Genomic DNA, 20,564 nt, shown 5'->3' with positions numbered 1-20,564 from the left:
GCAATTCGATAGCAAACTGGCGTTCCGGGGTTTTTTTGTGGTAAGTTTCGTAGGGAAAGATAGCCTTAGCAACACCATCTAAAAATAATTACACATACCACCATCCAAAATCTGTTTTTTAGGAACTTTTCAATGCGTCTGATACTTTTAGGAGCACCCGGTGCCGGCAAGGGCACCCAAGCTAATTTCATCAAAGAAAAATACAACATTCCACAAATCTCCACGGGCGACATGCTGCGCGCGGCGATCAAGGAAGGCACGGAACTGGGCCTGGCTGCGAAAAAAGTCATGGATGCGGGCGGCCTCGTGTCGGACGACATCATGATCGGCCTGGTCAAGAACCGCCTGCAGGAAGCCGATTGCGCCAATGGCTACCTGTTCGACGGCTTCCCGCGCACCATCGCGCAAGCGGACGCCATGAAAGATGCCGGCATCAATGTCGACTACGTGCTGGAAATCGACGTGCCTGACGCGTCGATCATCGAGCGCATGGATGGCCGCCGCAGCCACCCGGGTTCGGGCCGCGTCTACCACGTCAAATTCAATCCGCCCAAGGTCGACGGCATCGACGACATCACCGGCGAACCGCTGATCCAGCGCGACGACGACAAGGCGGAAACGGTCAAGAAGCGCCTGGACGTGTACCACAACCAGACCAAGGTCTTGCTGGGCTACTACAATGACTGGGCCAAGTCCGGCCTGCCAGGCGCACCGAAATACCGCCGCATCGCCGGCGTCGGTCCGGTCGAGCAAATCCGCGACAGCGCATTTGCCGCCCTGGCGGAATAAGCAGTTTATGAAAAGCGGACCTGAGTGTCCGCTTTTTTTGTGCCCGCTTTTCAGCAGCGGTGCCACATCGTTTTCGTAGTTCGGGTTTTTTGCAGGTCGTGTTTTCCTGGCTGCGCGTGCCTACCCGGTGCGGTCTGCAGCTTTTGGCAATGACGTCGGATAAAAACAGAAGGGGACGATATGGCAGCCAGTTTGTGGTTTGCGGTAGCCTGCGGCGTGGTCGCAGTCATTTACGGTTTGGTGTCGCGCAGCTGGATCCTGAGGCAGGATCCAGGCAACGCGCGCATGCAGGAAATCGCCCTGGCCATCCAGCAGGGCGCGGCCGCCTATCTGGCGCGCCAGTACCGCACCATCGCCATCGTCGGCGTGGTGCTCCTGATCGCCATCTATGCGCTGCTTGGCCTGCATACGGCGCTGGGTTTCCTGATCGGCGCCGTGCTGTCGGGCGCCTGCGGCTTCATCGGCATGAATGTCTCCGTGCGGGCCAATGTGCGCACGGCGCAGGCGGCCACCCTGGGCATCAACCAGGCGCTGAACGTGGCCTTCAAGGGCGGGGCGATCACGGGCATGCTGGTGGTGGGACTGGGCTTGCTGGGCGTGACCCTGTTCTACTGGCTGCTGGTGACGACGGGCGCGCCCGGCCTGACCCAGCATGACCTGATCAAGCCCCTGATCGGCCTGGCCTTCGGCGCCTCGCTCATTTCCATCTTCGCGCGTCTGGGCGGCGGCATCTTCACCAAGGGCGCCGACGTGGGCGCTGACCTGGTGGGCAAGGTGGAGGCGGGCATACCCGAGGATGATCCGCGCAACCCCGCCGTCATCGCCGACAACGTGGGCGACAACGTGGGCGACTGCGCCGGCATGGCGGCCGACTTGTTCGAAACCTATGTCGTGACCCTGATCGCCACCATGCTGCTGGGCGCACTGCTGATGGCCGAGGCCAGCGGCACAGCCATAATCTACCCGCTGCTGCTGGGCGCCGTCTCCATCCTCGCCTCCATCGTTGGCTGCTCGATGGTGAAGACCAAGCCGGGTGCGAAAATCATGTCGGCCCTGTACACGGGCCTGTGGTGGGCCGCCGGCCTGTCGCTGGTCGGCTTTGCCGTCGTCACGTGGCTGCTGTGGCCCGATGACGCCATGCGCTACAAGATGCTGGGCGCCACCGTCGTCGGCATCGTCCTCACGGGCCTGATGGTGTACATCACCGAGTACTACACGGGCACGGACTTCAAGCCCGTGCGCCACATCGCCGAAGCGTCGACGACGGGCCACGGCACGAATATCATCGCCGGCCTGGGCGTGTCGATGAAATCCACTGCGTATCCGGTGCTGGCCGTCTGCGTCGCCATCCTCGTTTCGTACCAGCTGGCCGGGCTGTACGGCATTGCCATTGCGGCTACTGCCATGCTGTCGATGGCGGGCATCATCGTCGCGCTCGACGCATATGGCCCCATCACGGATAACGCGGGCGGCATCGCCGAGATGTCGGGGCTGCCCGACTCCGTGCGCGCCATCACCGATCCTTTGGACGCCGTCGGCAACACCACCAAGGCCGTCACCAAGGGCTATGCCATCGGCTCGGCCGGCCTGGCCGCGCTGGTGCTGTTTGCCGACTACACGCATGCGCTCGAATCGGTGGGCCAGCACATCACCTTTGATTTGTCGAACCCCATGGTCATCGTTGGCCTCTTCATCGGCGGCCTGATACCGTATCTGTTCGGCGCCATGGCGATGGAAGCCGTGGGCCGCGCGGCCGGCGCCGTGGTGGTGGAAGTGCGGCGCCAGTTCCGCGACATCAAGGGCATCATGGAAGGCACGGCGCGGCCCGAATACGACAAGGCCGTCGACATGCTGACGGCGTCGGCCATCCGCGAAATGATCGTGCCCTCGCTGCTGCCCGTGGTGGTGCCCATCGTGGTGGGCATGCTGCTGGGTCCAGCAGCGCTGGGTGGCTTGCTGATGGGGACGATCGTCACGGGGCTGTTCGTGGCCATTTCCATGACGACGGGCGGCGGCGCCTGGGACAATGCGAAGAAATACATCGAGGATGGCCATTTCGGCGGCAAGGGTTCCGATGCGCACAAGGCGGCCGTCACGGGCGACACGGTGGGCGATCCGTACAAGGATACGGCCGGTCCGGCAGTCAATCCCTTGATCAAGATCATCAATATCGTGGCCCTGCTGCTGGTGCCGTTGCTGCCGGCCACGGGCTGGCTGGCGGTCAAGGCGCCGGCACCCATCCATGCGCCCGTGCCACCCATCCTGGCGCCGGCGACACCGGCGCAGGTCTTGCCGGCGCAGTAAGGCAGCGCACTCACGCTCGACAGCCCCGCAGCCAGCGGGGCTGTTTTTCTGTGCACACGCGAAACTTTCCTGCCATCCGTATCCCTCGCGTATCAACGGTGAGCATTTGTTACCCTGCCTTTGACTTCCGGCCGCAGCGACCAATAATGGAGTGATAGTCACCGTTGATGGTGCATGGCGGGAGGATGTCATGGACAGCAAGTACAAGAGACGTGGCGTGGGGCTGGTGCTGCTGGTGGTGGGACTGGCGCTCAGCGGCGCCGCCGCGGCCGGGCCTGGCGGACACGGTGGACGGGGCGGGCATGGCGCGCACATGGCGCACGGCCAATCCCATGGCCACCATGGTCATCACGGCCACTTTCACGGCCGCCCGCAGGTGGGCGTATGGATGGGATCGTCGTGGGGCTATGGGCCGGGCTGGTATGGCGACCCGTGGTATGGCTATCCCTACCGTTATCCGTATGGCCGCACGCTCATCGTGCCGCTGCCGCCCGTGTATATCGAGCAGGGCGGCGTACCGACGGCGCAGAGGTGGTATTACTGCGCGCGGCCGCAGGGCTATTATCCGTATGTGAAAAATTGCCTGACGCCATGGCGCGCAGTGACGTCCTTGGGCGGACGCTGAGACGCGGGAGGCCTGCATGAACAGGAACGTGTGGTGAAGGGCGGCGCCCATGCTGGCAGCGTGCCGGCCAACGCCGGCACGCTGCCGCTATCAAGTCTTACAGCCAGGCCTTAAAAACGCGACGTCAGGCCGACGAACATGCGGCGTCCCGGCACGTAATAGTCGACCAGTCCATCGGCCATCGGCCCCTTCTTGAACAGGTTCTGCACGCCGCCACGCACGGTCCACTGTGGCGTGACCTTGTACGACACGACGGTGTCGACAATGGTGTAGGCTTTTTCGGCCAGCTTGCCGGCATCGAGTTCCTTGCCCGTGTACTGGGCCGATACTTCGCCGAACAGCTGGTCGTTGACTTGCCAGCCCAGCGCCGAGTACCACGACAGTTTTGGCGTGGACAGCAGGTTGGCGCCCGTGGTCAGGTTCTTCGCTTCCGCCATGTAGGTGACGTTGTTACGCCAGTTCAGGTTTTTCGTCAGCGGGATGGTGGCCGTCGCTTCCAGGCCGCTGGTGCGCGCCTTCTGGATATTCGTCATCTTGGTCCACCAGCGTTTCTGGTAAAAGCCCAGCGGCGCATAGTCGATCTTGTTCTTGAAATCCGTGTGGAAGTAAGTCAGGCCTACATCCCAGCCATTCTGTTCCCACGCCACGCCGATCTCGCCGGCCGTGCTCGTTTCCGGTTTCAAGTCCGCATTGCCAGCCATGTAGCAGGAGCCGGTGATGTAGCCCAGCGGTTTCAGGCTGCCGCAACCGCGTCCGCCCGAGTTGGTCGCTGCCGCCGGCGAGTTTTCCTTCAGGCTCGGGGCGCGGAAGCCTTGCGAAATGCCGCCCTTGATGGTCCAGGCCGGGGCAGGGTGGTACACCAGGTACAGGCGCGGGCTGTAGTGGTTGCCGAACTTGCTGTGGTGGTCGAGGCGCAGGCCAGCTGTGGCCGTCAGGTTTTCGCGCAGGAACAGCTGGTCTTCCGCAAACAGGGCCGAGGTGGTGCCCGACAGGGTCGCGCCGCTTACGGGATTGCCCAGGTAATCGGTGGGCACGGTGCCGATGGTGTCCGTGTTCGTCAGCTCCTGGTGCTTCCACTGGCCGCCCATCACCAGCATTTGCTCGATGCCGCCCCAGCCGACCCGTTTTTCCAGGCTGGCGTCCAGGGTGCTGTCCTTGGATTTCGCCACCGTGCCGACGACTTCGTTGTCGAAATCGTTGTGGTACAAATTGACCGTCGCCTTGCCGAAGTCCCAGCGGCCTTCGTAGCCGAGGCTGACGCTCTTGCGTATCAGTTTGTTGGCGCCCCAGCTGTAGACCAGCGGCTCGCCATCCGCATCATGCGCGCTCGAATCGCTGGCTTCCTGCCTGCCATAGCTGGCGTCCAGCGACAGGTTCTGTTTCTTGTCCAGCGCCCAGCTCAGCTGACCCGAGACAGTCTGGTTGCGTTCGCCGCCCATGCCACCCGCTTTGTCGAATTTTTTATCGGCGTTCTGGCGCGACTGACTCACGCCCAGGCGCATGCCGACCGTGTCCGAGAGGGGGCCGGTCAGGTTTACGCCCAGCTGGTGCGCCGTGCCTCGGTCGCTGTCCTGCGGCTGCGTGTAGTTGGCCGTGGCCGAACCGTTCCATTTGCCCGGCACCTTGCGCGTGATGATATTGATCACGCCGCCCATGGCGTCCGATCCGTACAACGAGGACATGGGGCCACGCACCACTTCGATACGCTCGATCATGTCGGGCGAGATCCAGTTCAAGTCCTGGCGGCCCAGGTCGGGACGGTAAGCCGTGTCGGCCGAGCTGCCCACGCGCTTGCCATCGACCAGGATCAGCGTGTATTTATCGGGCAAGCCGCGCAGCTTGATCTTCGACGCTTCGCCTTCAGGGCTGGTGCCGCCCGTCACGCCGGGGATACGGCGCAGCAGCGTGTTCAAGTCATACACGGGCTGGCGTTCGATTTCCTCGCGCGTGATGACGCTGATACTGGCCGGCGCATCCTTGATATCGATGGCCGTGCCCGACGCGGTGACGACCACCGTATTCATGGTGGGATCGGCGGCCACATTGCCTTCGGCCCAGGCATTGCTGACGGCCAGCGACAGCAGGCAGGGCAGGAGCAGGGCGGCGGAATGAATGGAGCGGGCGGGAGTGGCGACGGGGGCTACGAAGACGGAACTACGCTGGGTCATGATGAACTTTCCGGATATTGTTATTTCCTGGCTGCCTTCCGGGTGGCTCGGGTATAAATGAGTGAAAAGATAATAAATTGCGCTCTCACTCCACTAATGAGAATAAGAATCGTTCTTATTGTAATGCCATGCTGGCAAGAAAGAAAGTACTGAAAGGAAATAAAACACCGTTACCGGACGCGCATCGGCGGTGTGCGGCACCAGCAAACGTGAGTAATTGTTACCTTGCTGGCATCTGGCGCGGCCTGTGCCAATAATGAAAACCGGGCGATGGAAGCGTTGGGAGAGGGCATGAAGCGGATGACAAAAAGCATATTGGCGCTGGCTTGCGGCATGTCGGTATCGGCTGGCGGCCATGCCTGGGCGCAGCAGCAGGCGCCCGAGTCCTTGCCCGTGTGCCAGCTCGACCCGCGCGACAGCAGCAAGCTGGCGGTGGAACCTTGCCGCCCGGCGCCGCCCGTGCAGCCGCGCCGTTCCGTGGCGCAGGTGATCGGCCGCATGCCGGCGCAGCTTGCGCCACCCGTCGTGCCCATGGCGCCCCTGCCGCCCAGCCCGGCCGTACCGATGCCGCGCGCGCCGCAGCCCATCGGTGCATGCGATACAGGCGGTTGCCGCGACTCTGCCGGTGCGCGCTATAACGGCGCGGGCAATGCCACGCTCGATGCCAACGGGCGCATCTGCCACCGCAACGGCGCTTTCATCCAGTGTTTTTAGCCCTTCCATACGCCAGCGCTACAAGTTTTCGCTCGGTGCCCGCAAAAATGGCTACAATTGTCGCCGACATTACGTTTACGTAAACGTAATAGCGCGTAATGGCGCGTAACGATGGCATCGTGCATTCACCATCAGGCGCCGGGAACACGGCCCTTATCACTCAGGAGATTTCATGCAGATTCAGGACAATGTATTCATCATCACGGGCGGCGCATCGGGCCTGGGCGCGGCCACGGCGCGCATGCTGACGGCAGCCGGCGGCAAGGTCGTGCTGGCCGACGTGCAGACGGAGGCGGGCCAGGCGCTGGCCGCGGAGTTGAACGGCGTCTTCGTGCAGTGCGACGTGACGTCGGAAGAAGACGGCCTGGCCGTGGTGGCCGCCGCAACCCAACTGGGTACCTTGCGCGGCCTGGTCAACTGCGCCGGCGTGGCGCCGGCCGTGAAAACCGTGGGCAAGGATGGCCCGCATCCGCTGGCCCTGTTCCAGAAGGTTGTCAACATCAACCTGGTGGGTACCTTCAATATGTGCCGCCTGGCGGCCGACGCCATGGCCAAGCAGGATGCCACCGTTGAAGGCGAGCGCGGCGTCATCATCAACACGGCTTCCGTGGCAGCCTACGATGGCCAGATCGGCCAGGCCGCGTATGCGTCGTCGAAGGCGGCCGTGGTGGGACTGACCCTGCCGATGGCGCGCGACCTGTCGCGCAACGGCATCCGCGTGATGACGGTGGCGCCCGGCATTTTCGAAACGCCGATGCTGCTCGGCATGCCGGCCGAAGTGCAGGATGCGCTGGGCAAGATGGTGCCGTTCCCTTCGCGCCTGGGCAAGCCTGGCGAGTACGCGCAACTGGTGAAAGCCATCGTGGAAAATGTCATGCTCAATGGCGAGACGATTCGTTTGGACGGCGCGATCCGCATGCAACCGAAATAAGCCTGGCGTGATTTGATGTAGGATACCCCCGTATGGGGCGTACAGCCTTGCCTGGCTGTGCGCCCTTTTTTTATCGGAGAATCCATGATCACATTGAAGCCGCTGGCGCTGAGCCTGACCTTGCTGGGAGCCCTGGCTGCCAGTCCCGTATTTGCCGAGGTGCCGCAAAAGGCGCCGGAAATCGCTACCGCGTATGCGGAAAAATCGGGTTGGGCAGCGCAGAAATTCATGGTCGCCGCCGCCAATCCGCTGGCCGCCGATGCCGGCTACCAGATGCTGAAAAAGGGCGGCAGCGCCATCGACGCGGCCATCGCCACGCAGTTGGTCCTGACCCTGGTCGAACCGCAGTCGTCGGGTATTGGCGGCGGCGCCTTCCTGCTGTATTCCACGGCCAAGGGCGTGCAGGCGTTCGACGGACGCGAAACGGCGCCTGCTAGCGCCGATGAGCACCTGTTCCAGAATGCGGACGGCAGCCCCGTCTCGCGCGCCACGGGCGTGGTGGGCGGGCGTTCCGTGGGCGCGCCGGGCGTGCTGCGCATGCTGGAACTGGCGCACAAGGAGCACGGCAAGCTGCCGTGGGCGACCCTGTTCGGCCCCGCCATCAAGCTGGCGCACGGCGGCTTTCCCGTCAGCCAGCGCCTCAACGGCCTGTTGAATTGGGACCAGGCCCTGAAGCGCGACCCTGTCGCCGCCGCCTATTTCTATGACAAAGAGGGCAAGGCCTGGCCCGTCGGCCACGTGCTGAAAAACCCGCAACTGGCCCGCACCCTGCGCGAGATCGCCCGTGGCGGCGCCGACGCTTTTTACCAGGGCCGCATCGCGCGCGACATCGCCGCCAAGGTGGCGGCGCATCCGACCAATCCGGGCAAGCTGACGGCGCAAGATATCGCCGGCTACCGGGCCAAGGTGCGTGAACCCGTCTGCAGCGACTACAAGGCATGGACCGTGTGCGGCATGCCGCCGCCATCGTCGGGCGGCATCGCCATCGCGCAGATGCTGGGCATGCTGGAAGTGAAGGATATCCGGCCGTATGCGCCCGTCGACGGCGTGCTCGATGCGCAAGCGATCCACCTGTTCTCGGAAGCGGGGCGCCTGGCCTACGCGGACCGCAACCGCTACGTGGCCGACACGGACTTCGTGCCGCTGCCGGGCAACGGTATCGCCTCGATGCTCGATAAAACCTATCTGGCGCAGCGCGCCTCGCTGATCGGCGACAAATCCATGGGCAAGGCCATGCCCGGCACGCCGCCCGGCATGCAGGTGGCGTGGGGCATGGACAACGCCTTGCAGCGCCCGTCGACTTCGCACCTGGTGGCCGTGGACGCCTTCGGGGGCGGCCTGTCGATGACCACCAGCGTGGAAGACGCGTTCGGCTCGCGCCAGATGGTCGACGGCTTTTTGCTGAATAACCAGCTGACGGATTTCTCGTTCGATTCGCGCGATGCGGACGGCCCGATTGCCAACCGGGTCGAGGCGGGCAAGCGTCCGCGCAGCGCCATGTCGCCCACCCTCGTGTTCGAGAAGGGCACGCACAAGCTGGTGCTGGCGACGGGTTCGCCCGGCGGCTCGTCCATCATCAATTATGTCGCCAAGGTCCTGGTCGGCACCATGGACTGGGGCATGAACGTGCAGCAGGCGATCAACCTGCCGAACTTTGGCAGCCGCAACGGCCCGACGGAACTGGAAAAGGGCCGCGCGCCTGCCGCGCAAGTCGAGGCGCTGCAAGCCATGGGCCACGAAGTGCGCGTCATCGAACAGAATTCCGGCTTGCAGGGCATCATGCGCCTGAATGCGCATGGCAAGGATTTCTGGTTTGGCGGCGCGGACCCACGCAGGGAAGGCATGGTCCGCGGCGACTGAAATTTCCACAAAGTATCAAGACCCTGCTAATCTGCCGGCATGGGAATGCAAAATAAAACAGGCTTGATACTGACGGGAGGAGGCGCCCGTGCCGCCTACCAGGTGGGCGTGCTGCAGGCGATTTCAGCGATTCTGTGGGAAGCGGGCTGGGCGCCGGCGCGCAACCCGTTCGACATCATCTGCGGCACCTCGGCCGGCGCCATCAACGCCACGGCGCTGGCCTGCCGCGCGGATAACTTCGGCGAAGGCGTGCAAAAGCTGCTCGACGTGTGGCAGCACATCGAAGTCGAGCAAGTGTATCGGGCCGATTCACTGGGCGTGATCCGCTCGGGCGCGCGCTGGCTGTCGCTGCTGTCGTTCGGCTGGCTGCTGCGCCAGTGGCATGCGTCGCCGCCCAGTTCCCTGCTCGACAATACCCCGCTGGTCAGCCTGCTGCACCGCATGCTCGACTTGCCGCGCCTGGACGCGGCCCTGGCTGACGGCTTGCTGCATGCGCTGGCCGTGACGGCGTCGTCGTATTCGGGCAGCCGCCACATGACGTTCTACCAGACGGCCGAGGATATCGCGCCGTGGGTGCGCACGCAGCGCCTGGCCCTGCCGGACCAGATCGGCGTGGAGCACTTGCTCGCCTCGGCCGCCATCCCCTTCATCTTTCCTGCCGTGCCCCTGTATGTGGGCGGCCAGCGCGAGTACTGCGGCGATGGCTCCATGCGCCAACTGGCGCCGATCTCGCCGGCGATCCACCTGGGCGCGAACAAGGTGCTGGTGGTGGGCGCGGGGCGCATGACGGAACCGGCGCCCGCCGCGTCCGAGGCGGCGCGCTACCCGAGCCTGGCGCAGATCGCCGGCCATGCGCTGTCGTCGATCTTCCTCGATGGCCTGGCCGTCGACATCGAGCGCCTGAACCGCATCAACCTGACCCTGTCGATGCTGCCGCCCGAATTGCTGGGCAAGACGGCCTTGCGGCCGGTGGAATTGCTGGTCATCGCGCCGTCCGAACGGCTCGACGCCATCGCCAGCCGGCATATCGGCAGTCTGCCTCGTCCCATCCGCACCATGTTGTCGGGCATCGGCGCGGCAGAAGCGCGCGGCGCGGCGCTGGCATCGTATTTATTGTTCGAATCGACGTATACTAACGAGCTGATCCGTCTTGGACAGCGCGATACGCAAGCCCGCAAGGATGATGTCCTGGCGTTCTTTGGTTCCTGAGACGGCCCTTGGAGCGGCGTGCGGGTTTTTCGCGTTTTTTTTGACAGGACGATTGTGCTGGTATTTCGACGTGTTTACGATGTTGCCTTACTGTTAATTCTGCTGCTGGGCGGCCCGGCCGCGGCGGCGCCTGCGCCCACCCTGCGTTTCGACCAGCTCAGCGTCGACCAGGGCCTGGCGCAGGAATCGGTGCTGGCCATTGCCCAGGACCGGCAGGGCTATATGTGGTTCGGCAGCCAGTCAGGCTTGAGCCGCTACGATGGCTACCGCATGGTCGTCTACAAGAATATCGAAGGCGACAAGACCAGCCTGGCCGACAACTGGGTGGGCGAACTGCATGTCGATAGCCAGGGCCAGCTGTGGGTCGGTACCGACAATGGCCTGGACCGCTTCGATGCCGCCAGCCAGACCTTCATCCATTACGTCCCGGCGGAAAAGAGCAAGCGCGGCAACGGCAACCGGCATATCCACGCCATTCTCGAAGATGGCGCGCGCGGCTTCTGGATCGCCACCTCGGACGGCTTGCAGCATTTCGATCCCGCCACGGGCGTCTTCCGTACCTGGCACCATGAAGAGGGAAACCCGCACAGCCTGGGCGACAATGAAATCAAGGCGCTGGCGCTGGACGCGCAGCAGCGCCTGTGGATCGGCACGGTAACGGGCCTGGACATGCTGGCACCGGGCAGCGAGCGCTTCGAGCATTTTGCCGTCGACACGGAGCCCGGCTCGAAGTACAACGTGATCCAGTCGCTGCTGATCGACCGCCAGCAGAACCTGTGGATCGGCACCATGGCCGGCGCCGAGCGCTGGCGCCTGGGCGCCGCCGGTCAGCCGCCGCAGGCAAGAGTGCGCTTCGGTGAGAAAAATGGTTTTTCCGCCATCCGCGTCGCCAGCCTGTACCAGGATGTCGACGCCACTGTCTGGCTGGGCAGCAATGCCGATGGCCTGTTCCGCTGGCTGCCCGAGAGCGATACCTTCCTGCAGTACCGCCACCAGACGGGCGACAAATTCAGCGTCGCCGATAACCAGCTGTCGTCGCTGTACCGCGACCGCGCCGGCACCTTCTGGGTCGGCTCCTGGTACAACGGCGTGAGCCGGGTCGACCTGGGCAGCGGCGGCTTTTCGCGCATGGCGCGCGCGCCCGGCGATGTGGGCGCGCTGGCGGACAAGAAAGTGCGCGCCGTGGCCGACGCGGGCAATGGCAAGCTGTGGCTGGCCACCAAGGGCGGCCTGAAACTGTATGACACGCGCGACGGCAGCTCGCGCCTGTTCGACCTGCGCAGTTCTCCCGGCATGTCGCGCGACGAACAGGTTACTACCCTGTACAAGGCGCCGGACGGCACCCTGTGGGTGGGTGGCTCGACGGGTTTGCACCGCTTCGATCCCGCACTGGGGCGCTTCTTCACCATGCGCTTTGCCGCCGGCGACCCGAACAGCGACACCATCCGCAATATCGTGAGCGACCGCAGCGGCATGCTGTGGGTCTCGACGCGGGGCGGCGTGCACCGCTTCGACCCCGTCACCAAGCGCTTCACCACCTACCGCCACGACCCGGCCAACCCGAACAGCCTGTCCGACAACATGGTGCGGCCCGTGCTGGAAGATGGCAAGGGGCGCCTGTGGATCGGTTCCTTCCACGGTCTGGACTTGCTGGACCGCGCCAGCGGGCACTTCCGCCATTTCCGCCACGATCCGCAAAATCCGCATAGCCTGAGCCATGATGAAGTGCATTTCCTGCACGAAGACAAGCGCGGCGTGCTGTGGGTGGGCACGGCCAATGGCTTGAACCGCATGGACGTCGATGCCAAGGGCGAGATCCGCTTCCGGCGCTTCCTGCGCAAGGATGGCATGGCCGACGACGCCGTCGCCAGCATCCTCGGCGACGACAACGAGCAGCTGTGGCTGAGTACGAATAGCGGCATCACGCGGCTCGACATGCGCAGCGGCCTGTTTCGCAACTACGACAGTGCCGATGGCACGGTGGAAGGCTCGTACTTCGATGGCGCGGCCTTGCGCGCGTCGGACGGGACCATGTATTTCGGCGGCTTCAACGGCATGACGGCGTTCGTGCCGCAGGATATCCACGACAACCGCGTGCCGCCGCTGGTGGCCATCACGGAACTGCAGATCTTCAACAAGCCGGTGGCCATCGGCCGCGGCGAGTTCGCGCACGTGCTCAAGGCGGCCATCGACCACACGCGCAACCTCGTGCTGACCAGCCGCGAAAGCGTCTTTTCGCTGGAATTCGCGGCCCTGCATTTCGCCGCGCCCCAGCGCAACATGTTCGCCTACCGGCTCGAAGGCTTCGACCAGGACTGGGTCATGACGGATGCGGGGCGGCGCTTTGCCACCTATACCAACCTCGATGCCGGCAACTACGTGTTTCGCGTCAAGGCGGCCAACAAGGACGGCGTCTGGAACGAGAGCGGCGCCACCCTGGCCATCACGATCCTGCCGCCGTTCTGGAAAACCTGGTGGTTCCGCACCCTGATGGCGGTGCTGCTGCTGGGCGCCATCTATGGCGCCTACCGCCAGCGCGTGCGCGCGCTGCGGCATCAACAGAATGAACTGGAAAAGCAGGTCAGCGAACGCACGGCCGAGTTGCAGAGCAAGGAAATCGAAGTGCTGGCCCAGTCGGAAAAGCTGGCGCAAGTGAACAGCAGCCTGACGAAAAACGAGGAAAGCCTGCGCCAGGCCAAGCGCAAGGCCGAGGATGCGACGCGCCAGAAGTCGGAATTTTTGGCCAACATGAGCCACGAGATGCGCACGCCGCTGGCCGGCGTGATCGGCATGCTGGGCTTTGCCCTGCGCGACGAGCAGCTGCACGACGCCACGCGCGAGCAGATCCTGCGCGGCCAGGCCAACGCCCAGTCGCTGCTGGTTATCATCAATGACTTGCTCGATTTTTCCAAGATCGAGGCGGGCAAGCTGAGCATCGAAAACATCGACTTCGCGCTCGGCGCGGCAATCGAGACGGTCGTCAGCCTGTTCGAGGAGCAGGCGGCCGCGCGCAGCATCGGTTTCTCCATCGACTTTGCGCCCGACCTGCCGCCCTTCGTGGTGGGCGACCCGACCCGCTTGCGCCAGGTGCTGGTCAACCTGGTCGGCAATGCCTTCAAGTTCACCCAGCGCGGCGGCGTCAGCGTGTGCGTCGAGCGCGCCGGCGTGGCCAGCGGCAGCGGCGGACGCAAGGTCAACCTGATCCGCTTCACCGTCAGCGACAGCGGCATCGGCATCGATGCGGAAGCCATGGCGCGGCTGTTCCAGAAGTTCGAGCAGGCCGACGCCAGCACCACGCGGCGCTACGGCGGCACGGGACTGGGCCTGGCGATCTGCCGCCAGCTGGTCGAACTGATGGATGGCGAGATCGAGGTGGCCAGCACGCCGGGGCAGGGCAGCACGTTTGCCTTCACCTTGCCGCTGGCCGATGGCGTGGCACCGCCGCTGGTGCCGCAGGTGGCGCTGGCGCCGCACAGCCACCAGCTGCGCGTGCTGTGCGCGGAAGACTTCCCCACCAACCAGATCATCATCCGCGTCATGCTCGAAGAGCTGGGGCACCGGGTCGACGTGGTCGCCAACGGCGTGCTGGCGGTGGCGGCCTGCGTGCATACGCGCTATGACCTGATCCTGATGGACGGGCGCATGCCGGAGATGGATGGGGCGACGGCGACGCGCCTGATCCGCGTGGGCGGCTGGCCGGACCAGCCCGTGCGCGACCAGGAACTGATGATCGTGGCCCTGACGGCGAATGCCAGCGAAGAAGACCGCAGCCGCTATCTCGGCGTCGGCATGGATGATTTCCTCAGCAAGCCCGTGGACGAGGCGGCGCTGCATGGCTTGCTGGCGCGCGCCATCGAGCGCCAGCTGCAGCGCGGTTTCATGTTGCCGCGCATGCCATCGAACGTGCCGCGCGGCGCGGCGCGGGGACAGGCCGAACTCGATGCCCTGTTCGGCATCGCGCCGGCGATTCCCGTTCCGGCGCCGTCCCAGTCCATCCGCAGCGGCGAACTGCAACGGCGCATCCGCGTCGCCTTCGTCGCCGACCTGGAGGGACGCCTGCGTGAACTCGATGCCGCCCTGGCGGCGCAGGACAAGGAAAACGCCGGGCGCCTGCTGCACGGTTTGAAGGGCAGCGCCGCCTATCTCGATGAAACGCAGCTGCACATGCTGTGCACGGAAATGGAGGAGGCGGCGGACGGCGGGCGCTGGACGCAAGTGGCCGTGCATTTGCCGCAATTGCGCGCACTGTTGGCGCAAATAGCCGTTTCGGGCAAGGAAATGTAAAATAGGCAATGCCGACCATCGAGCGCGCGGCGAAACTGGGTAGAATACGGCCAGGCACCTTGACGCTGCCGCCAATGGAGAAAGCAATGAAAGTACTGGTGGTTGACGATGATGTCGTGTCGCGCATGGTATTGATGCATTTGATCGACAGTTGCGGCGTGCACGATATCGTGGAAGCCGAAGATGGCGCGGCCGCGTGGGAGCAGCTCGAAGGCGGCTTGCGTCCGTCGCTGTGCTTCTGCGATTTGCGCATGCCGCGCCTGTCCGGCATGGAGCTGCTGCAGAAAATCCGCTCCGACAGCGCGCTCGATGCCATGCCGCTCGTGCTGGTATCGTCGGCCAATGACCATGACACGGTGCGTGACGCCGTGCAGGCAGGTGCTGCCGGCTATATCGTCAAGCCTTTCCAGCCGGAGCAGGTGCGCCAGCATATCGACGCCTGCTTCGACGTCTCGGCTTTGCCGGCCGAGGCGCCGCGCGACACGTTGCAGCGGTTGGGCATCGACAGCGAACGCCTGCTGGCGTATCTGACGGGCTTCCAGGGGCAGATAGTCGCCGCCGGCGAACAGGTCGATGCCTTGCTGGCACGCGGCGAACCGGCCCAGGCGCGCCAGCAGCTCGAACGGCTGCACCTCGGTTGCCGCACCCTCGGCTTGCATGGCGCGGAAGCGGGCATGATGGCGCTGCTGCAGGCCTCGGTGCTCGATGGCGACCAGATACAAGCGGCCCTGGCCGCGCTGGCGCGCAGTGTGGCGCAGCAGGCGCGTTTGCTGCGGCAGCAGGACGGCGTCGACTGAAATTGCTGTTTTCCGCTTGCTGGAAAAATACTTTAGGTTTAAAGTATCTGCTTCCGGGCCTTGTGCACGCGCCCGCTATCAGCCAGGATGAGCATGAGCAGCGACCCTTCGCCTACCACCGCATCTCCCCAGGACGACTTTGCCCACACGCACTTGCCGCCGCGTGAACTCTGGCCGCAGCTGTGCCTGGACTTGCCCGAGCTGCAGTATCCGCCGCGTCTCAATTGCGTCGCCGCGCTGCTCGATGTGGCCGTGGCCGGCGGCGGTGGCGAGCGCACCGCCATCCTTGCCGACGGCCAGCGCTGGACCTATGCACAGCTGGCGCGGCAGGTCGACCGCATCGCCCACGTGCTGCGCAGCGACCTGCATCTGATCCCCGGCAACCGCGTGCTGCTGCGCGGCGCGAATACGCCCATGATGGCCGCCTGCCTGCTGGCCGTGCTGAAAGCCGGCTGCATCGCCGTGCCCACCATGCCGCTGCTGCGCGCGCGCGAACTGTCCGTCATCCTGGCCAAGGCGGAAGTGAACGCCGTGCTGTGCGCGCAGGGCTTGCGCGCGGAACTTGACGCGCTGGCGTCCCTGCCGCCCATGCTGTGCTTTGGCGCCGACGACACGGAACTGGAGCAGCACATGGCGGCCCACGATGCGCCATTTTCCGCATGCGACACGGCGGCCGACGACGTCTGCCTGATCAGCTTTACCTCGGGCACGACGGGCGTCCCCAAAGGCACCATGCACATGCACCGCGACCTGCTGGCCATCTGCGACTGCTTTCCCCGCTCCATGCTGCAGGTGCGCGCCGACGATATCTTCATCGGCACGCCGCCGCTGGCGTTCACCTTTGGCCTCGGCGGCTTGCTGCTGTTCCCCCTGCGCTTTGGCGCGGCCACCGTACTGCTGGAAAAACTCACGCCCGACGGCCTGTTGCGCGCCATCGGCGCCTATCAAGCCACGATCTGCTTCACGGCGCCTACCTTTTACCGCCAGATGGCGCCCCTGGCGGCCAGCCACGATGTGCGCAGCCTGCGTTTGTCCGTGTCGGCCGGCGAGGCGCTGCCGCTGGCCACGCGCGACGCCTGGCAGGCGGCGACGGGCCTGGCCATGACGGACGGCATCGGCGCCACCGAGATGCTGCATATCTTCATTTCCGCCACGGGCGAGGGCATCCGCCGCGGCGCCATCGGCAAGGCGATTCCCGGCTACCAGGCGTGCATCGTCGATGACGCCGGCGTGCCGCAGCCGTCCGGCGTGACGGGCCGCCTGGCCGTGAAAGGCCCCACCGGTTGCCGCTACCTGTCCGACCCGCGCCAGCGCGAGTATGTGCAGAATGGCTGGAACCTGACGGGCGACACCTTCGAGATGGATGCCGACGGCTATTTCTATTACCGCTCGCGCAGCGACGACATGATAGTCTCGGCCGGCTACAACATCGCCGGTCCGGAAGTGGAAGAGGCGCTGCTGCGCCATCCGGCCGTGGCCGAATGCGGCGTGGTCGGGCGCGCCGATGCCGAGCGTGGCCAGATCGTCGAGGCGCACGTGGTGCTGAAGGATGGCTGCCAGGCCAGCGACCTGCTGGCAGCCGAACTGCAGGACTTCGTGCGCCAGCAGATCGCCCCGTATAAATATCCGCGCGCCATCCGTTTCCTGCCTTCCCTGCCGCGCACGGAAACGGGCAAGCTGCAGCGCTTCAAACTTCGCACGGACACCCCATGAATATTGTCTGCATCGGCGGCGGTCCCGCCGGCCTGTATTTCAGCCTGCTCATGAAAAAGCAGAACCCGGATCACCGCATCACCGTCATCGAGCGCAACCGTCCGTACGACACGTTTGGCTGGGGCGTGGTGTTTTCCGACCAGACGCTGGGCAACCTGGCCAATGCGGACGAGCCGACTGCGCGCGCCATCCTGCAGGCGTTCAACCACTGGGACGATATCGAGATCCACTTCAAGGGCGAGACCGTGCGTTCCGGCGGCCATGGCTTTTGCGGCATCGGCCGCAAGCGCCTGCTCAATATCCTGCAGGCGCGCTGCGAGGAACTCGGCGTGCAGCTGGTATTCGAGACGGAGGTGCAGGACGACCAGGCCATCGCGCGCCAGTACGGCGCCGACCTGGTGATCGCCAGCGACGGCTTGAACAGCCGCATCCGCACGCGCTATGCGGCCAGCTACCAGCCGGAAATCGAGCAGCGCCATTGCCGCTTCGTCTGGCTGGGCACGCGCAAGAAATTCGAAGCGTTCACGTTTGCCTTCCGCCAGACGCCGCACGGCTGGTTCCAGGCGCATATCTACCAGTATGACGGCGAGACCTCGACCTTCATCGTTGAAACGCCGGAGCACGTGTGGCGGGCGGCGGGCCTGGATGCCATGAGCCAGGAACAGGGCATCGCCTTTTGCGAAGCCCTGTTCGCCGAGGAACTCGACGGCCATGGCCTGCTGAGCAATTCGCCGCACTTGCGCGGTTCGGCCCAGTGGATCACCTTTCCCCGCATCGTCTGCCGGCAATGGGTGCATGTACAGGACGGCGTGCCCGTCGTGCTGATGGGCGATGCGGCCCACACGGCCCATTATTCCATCGGCTCGGGCACCAAGCTGGCGCTGGAAGACGCCATCGAGCTGGCGCGCTGCTTCGATCAGCATGCCGAGACGGCTGCGGCGCTGGCCGCCTACCAGCAGTTGCGCGCCATCGAGGTGCTGAAAATCCAGAGTGCGGCGCGCAATTCCATGGAGTGGTTTGAAAACGTCGAGCGCTACAGCGCCATGGAAGCGCCGCAGTTCGCCTATTCCATGCTCACGCGCAGCCAGCGCATTTCGCATGAAAACCTGCGCCTGCGCGACCCTGCCTACGTGGCCGGCTATGAACAATGGCTGGCGCGGCGCGCGGGCGAGCAGGCTGGCGTGGAGATGCGGGACGAGGCTTTGCCGCCCATGCTCACGCCCTTCCGCCTGCGCGGCGTGCTGCTGAAAAACCGCATCGCTGTCTCGCCGATGGCGCAGTACAGCGCCGTCGATGGCGTGGCGGGCGACTACCATCTGATGCACCTGGGCGCGCGCGCCATGGGCGGCGCGGGGCTCGTGTTTGCCGAGATGACGTGCGTGTCGGCCGATGCGCGCATCACGCCCGCCTGTCCCGGCATGTACAGCGAAGCGCATACGCAAGCCTGGCGCCGCATCGTCGATTTCGTGCATGCGAACAGCGATGCGAAGATCGCCCTGCAGCTGGGCCACGCGGGGCCGAAAGGCTCGACGCGGCCCATGTGGGATGGTATCGATCTGCCCTTGAAAGAGGATAACTGGACGCTGCTGGCGGCATCGGAACAGCAGTATCTGGCGGGCGTGTCGCAGGTGGCGCGGGCGGCCACGGAAAGCGACCTGGCGCGCATCGAGCAGGATTTCGTGCGCGCCACCCTGGCTGCGGCCGTCGCCGGTTTCGACTGGCTGGAACTGCATTGCGCGCATGGCTATTTGCTGTCGAGTTTTATCTCGCCGCTGACCAACCGCCGCGCGGACGAATATGGCGGCAGCCTGGAAAACCGCTGCCGCTATCCGCTGCGCGTGTTTCGCGCCATGCGCGCCGCCTGGCCGCAAGATAGACCCATGAGCGTGCGCATCTCGGCCCACGACTGGGTCGAAGGCGGCATCACGCCCGACGATGCGGTGCGCATCGCGCGCCTGTTCAAGCAGGCTGGCGCCGACCTGATCGACTGTTCCTCGGGCCAGGTCAGCAAACTCGAACAACCCGTGTACGGACGCATGTTCCAGGCGCCGTTTGCCGACCGCGTGCGCAATGAGGCGGGCATCGCCAGCATGGCCGTCGGCTCCATCTTCGAAGCCGATCACGCCAACAGCATCATCGCCGCCGGGCGCGCCGACCTGTGCGCCGTGGGCCGGCCGCACCTGGCCAACCCGGCCTGGACCCTGACGGAAATGGCGCGCATCGGCTACAGCGGCGCCGGAGCAGGCGCAACCTGGCCGAAACAGTACCGTCCGGGCCAGCAGCAACTGGAACGCAATCTGCAGCGCGAGCGCCAGCTGGCCGCCGCCAGTACGGGCCTCACCCCGCAACAGGTGGCCGCGCGGCTGCTGGAAGGATGACATGAAGACGCAAGCGATAATCGACAAGCATGCGCTGGTGACGGGTGCCGGCAGCGGCATTGGCTTCGCCTGCGCGAGCGCCTTGCTGGAGGCGGGCGCCCGCGTCACCCTGGCCGGGCGCGATGGCGCGCGGCTGGCGCGTGCGCGCATGCAGCTGGAAGAGGAGGGCCATGCGGGCAGGGTCGCCATCTGCGTGCTTGACGTGGCCGTGGAAGCGTCCGTGCAGGCGGGCTTCGCGCAAGCTGCCGCGCATTTCGGCCGCATCAATATCTTGATCAATAACGCGGGCCAGGCGCATGCGGCGCCCTTCGGCAAGACGGACGCGGCCATCTGGCAGCAAATGCTGGCCGTGAACCTGACGGGCGTGTTCCACTGCTGCCAGGCGGCCATGCCGGCCATGCTGGAAGCGGGCTGGGGGCGCATCGTCAACGTGGCGTCGACGGCGGGCTTGAAAGGCTACCGTTATGTCAGCGCCTATGTCGCCGCCAAGCATGGCGTGATCGGCCTGACGCGCGCGCTGGCGCTGGAAGTGGCGCCGCGCGGCGTCACCGTCAATGCCGTCTGCCCCGGCTACACGGAAACGGACATGGTGGCGCAGGCCGTGCAAAACATCGTGCGCAAGACGGGGCGCGGCGAAGACGCTGCGCGCGCGGAACTGGCGGCCGGCAATCCGCAGCAGCGGCTGGTGCAGCCACGGGAAGTGGCCGATGCGGTAGCGTGGCTCTGCCTGCCCGCGTCGGCCGCCATGAATGGACAATCGATCGCCGTCGCCGGCGGCGAAGTCATGTAACT

The 20,564-nt window shown here is 65.0% G+C and carries 13 protein-coding genes; 12 read left to right on the top strand and 1 reads right to left on the bottom strand.

What is annotated here, in order from left to right:
• Positions 1 to 132: 132 nt before the first annotated feature.
• The 3 genes from adk (at position 133) to O3297_RS20500 (ending at position 3,718) form a co-directional block, all read left to right on the top strand.
• Positions 133 to 789 carry an adenylate kinase gene (gene adk, locus O3297_RS20510; protein ID WP_034782090.1) on the top strand — a complete coding sequence of 219 codons (657 nt, stop codon included), beginning with the start codon at positions 133 to 135 and terminating at the stop codon, positions 787 to 789.
• Between the two features lie 180 nt (positions 790 to 969).
• Positions 970 to 3,093 (top strand): sodium-translocating pyrophosphatase, encoded by a 2,124-nt coding sequence (locus O3297_RS20505; RefSeq protein WP_092611330.1) that lies wholly within the window; start codon positions 970 to 972, stop codon positions 3,091 to 3,093.
• Between the two features lie 190 nt (positions 3,094 to 3,283).
• Positions 3,284 to 3,718 (top strand): hypothetical protein, encoded by a 435-nt coding sequence (locus O3297_RS20500; RefSeq protein WP_305049840.1) that lies wholly within the window; start codon positions 3,284 to 3,286, stop codon positions 3,716 to 3,718.
• Between the two features lie 110 nt (positions 3,719 to 3,828).
• On the opposite strand, the gene O3297_RS20495 is transcribed toward O3297_RS20500, so the two are convergent.
• On the bottom strand, positions 3,829 to 5,886 hold the full coding sequence (locus O3297_RS20495; protein ID WP_305049839.1) for a TonB-dependent receptor domain-containing protein: 2,058 nt from the start codon (positions 5,884 to 5,886) through the stop codon (positions 3,829 to 3,831).
• Positions 5,887 to 6,177: 291 nt separating this feature from the next.
• On the opposite strand from O3297_RS20495, the gene O3297_RS20490 reads away from it, so the two are divergent.
• From O3297_RS20490 to O3297_RS20450, 9 genes are all read left to right on the top strand, one after another.
• The gene (locus O3297_RS20490) at positions 6,178 to 6,600 is read left to right on the top strand and encodes a hypothetical protein (protein WP_305049838.1); all 423 of its coding nucleotides are present in this window, start codon (positions 6,178 to 6,180) and stop codon (positions 6,598 to 6,600) included.
• Between the two features lie 172 nt (positions 6,601 to 6,772).
• The gene (locus O3297_RS20485; RefSeq protein ID WP_034782099.1) at positions 6,773 to 7,531 is read left to right on the top strand and encodes a 3-hydroxyacyl-CoA dehydrogenase; all 759 of its coding nucleotides are present in this window, start codon (positions 6,773 to 6,775) and stop codon (positions 7,529 to 7,531) included.
• Positions 7,532 to 7,615: 84 nt separating this feature from the next.
• Entirely contained in the window at positions 7,616 to 9,391 is a 1,776-nt protein-coding gene (ggt, locus tag O3297_RS20480; protein ID WP_176382293.1) for a gamma-glutamyltransferase, read from the top strand.
• 39 nt (positions 9,392 to 9,430) lie between these two features.
• The gene (locus O3297_RS20475) at positions 9,431 to 10,600 is read left to right on the top strand and encodes a patatin-like phospholipase family protein (RefSeq protein ID WP_034751717.1); all 1,170 of its coding nucleotides are present in this window, start codon (positions 9,431 to 9,433) and stop codon (positions 10,598 to 10,600) included.
• 54 nt (positions 10,601 to 10,654) lie between these two features.
• Positions 10,655 to 14,884: a two-component regulator propeller domain-containing protein gene (locus tag O3297_RS20470; protein WP_225317213.1), complete on the top strand. Its 4,230-nt coding sequence runs from the start codon at positions 10,655 to 10,657 to the stop codon at positions 14,882 to 14,884.
• Positions 14,885 to 14,970: 86 nt separating this feature from the next.
• Positions 14,971 to 15,681 carry a response regulator gene (locus O3297_RS20465; protein WP_034782102.1) on the top strand — a complete coding sequence of 237 codons (711 nt, stop codon included), beginning with the start codon at positions 14,971 to 14,973 and terminating at the stop codon, positions 15,679 to 15,681.
• A gap of 93 nt (positions 15,682 to 15,774) precedes the next feature.
• A complete protein-coding gene (locus O3297_RS20460; RefSeq protein ID WP_305049837.1) occupies positions 15,775 to 17,394 on the top strand; it encodes an AMP-binding protein in 1,620 nt (539 codons plus the stop codon).
• Positions 17,391 to 19,772 (top strand): bifunctional salicylyl-CoA 5-hydroxylase/oxidoreductase, encoded by a 2,382-nt coding sequence (locus tag O3297_RS20455; RefSeq protein WP_305049836.1) that lies wholly within the window; start codon positions 17,391 to 17,393, stop codon positions 19,770 to 19,772. Before O3297_RS20460 ends, O3297_RS20455 begins: the two co-directional genes overlap by 4 nt.
• 1 nt (position 19,773) lies before the next feature.
• Entirely contained in the window at positions 19,774 to 20,562 is a 789-nt protein-coding gene (locus O3297_RS20450) for an SDR family NAD(P)-dependent oxidoreductase (RefSeq protein ID WP_305049834.1), read from the top strand.
• The last annotated feature ends 2 nt before the right edge of the window (positions 20,563 to 20,564 follow it).

The sequence above is a fragment of the Janthinobacterium sp. SUN128 genome (assembly GCF_030587275.1).
Taxonomy (GTDB): domain Bacteria; phylum Pseudomonadota; class Gammaproteobacteria; order Burkholderiales; family Burkholderiaceae_D; genus Janthinobacterium; species Janthinobacterium lividum.
This window is presented reverse-complemented; position numbering and strand designations above follow the sequence as displayed.

Coding starts and splice junctions, on each gene's coding strand:
- adk (WP_034782090.1), top strand. CDS start 133: ATGCGTCTGATACTTTTAGGAGCACCCGGTGCCGGCAAGGGCACCCAA.
- O3297_RS20505 (WP_092611330.1), top strand. CDS start 970: ATGGCAGCCAGTTTGTGGTTTGCGGTAGCCTGCGGCGTGGTCGCAGTC.
- O3297_RS20500 (WP_305049840.1), top strand. CDS start 3,284: ATGGACAGCAAGTACAAGAGACGTGGCGTGGGGCTGGTGCTGCTGGTG.
- O3297_RS20495 (WP_305049839.1), bottom strand. CDS start 5,886: ATGACCCAGCGTAGTTCCGTCTTCGTAGCCCCCGTCGCCACTCCCGCC.
- O3297_RS20490 (WP_305049838.1), top strand. CDS start 6,178: ATGAAGCGGATGACAAAAAGCATATTGGCGCTGGCTTGCGGCATGTCG.
- O3297_RS20485 (WP_034782099.1), top strand. CDS start 6,773: ATGCAGATTCAGGACAATGTATTCATCATCACGGGCGGCGCATCGGGC.
- ggt (WP_176382293.1), top strand. CDS start 7,616: ATGATCACATTGAAGCCGCTGGCGCTGAGCCTGACCTTGCTGGGAGCC.
- O3297_RS20475 (WP_034751717.1), top strand. CDS start 9,431: ATGGGAATGCAAAATAAAACAGGCTTGATACTGACGGGAGGAGGCGCC.
- O3297_RS20465 (WP_034782102.1), top strand. CDS start 14,971: ATGAAAGTACTGGTGGTTGACGATGATGTCGTGTCGCGCATGGTATTG.
- O3297_RS20460 (WP_305049837.1), top strand. CDS start 15,775: ATGAGCAGCGACCCTTCGCCTACCACCGCATCTCCCCAGGACGACTTT.
- O3297_RS20455 (WP_305049836.1), top strand. CDS start 17,391: ATGAATATTGTCTGCATCGGCGGCGGTCCCGCCGGCCTGTATTTCAGC.
- O3297_RS20450 (WP_305049834.1), top strand. CDS start 19,774: ATGAAGACGCAAGCGATAATCGACAAGCATGCGCTGGTGACGGGTGCC.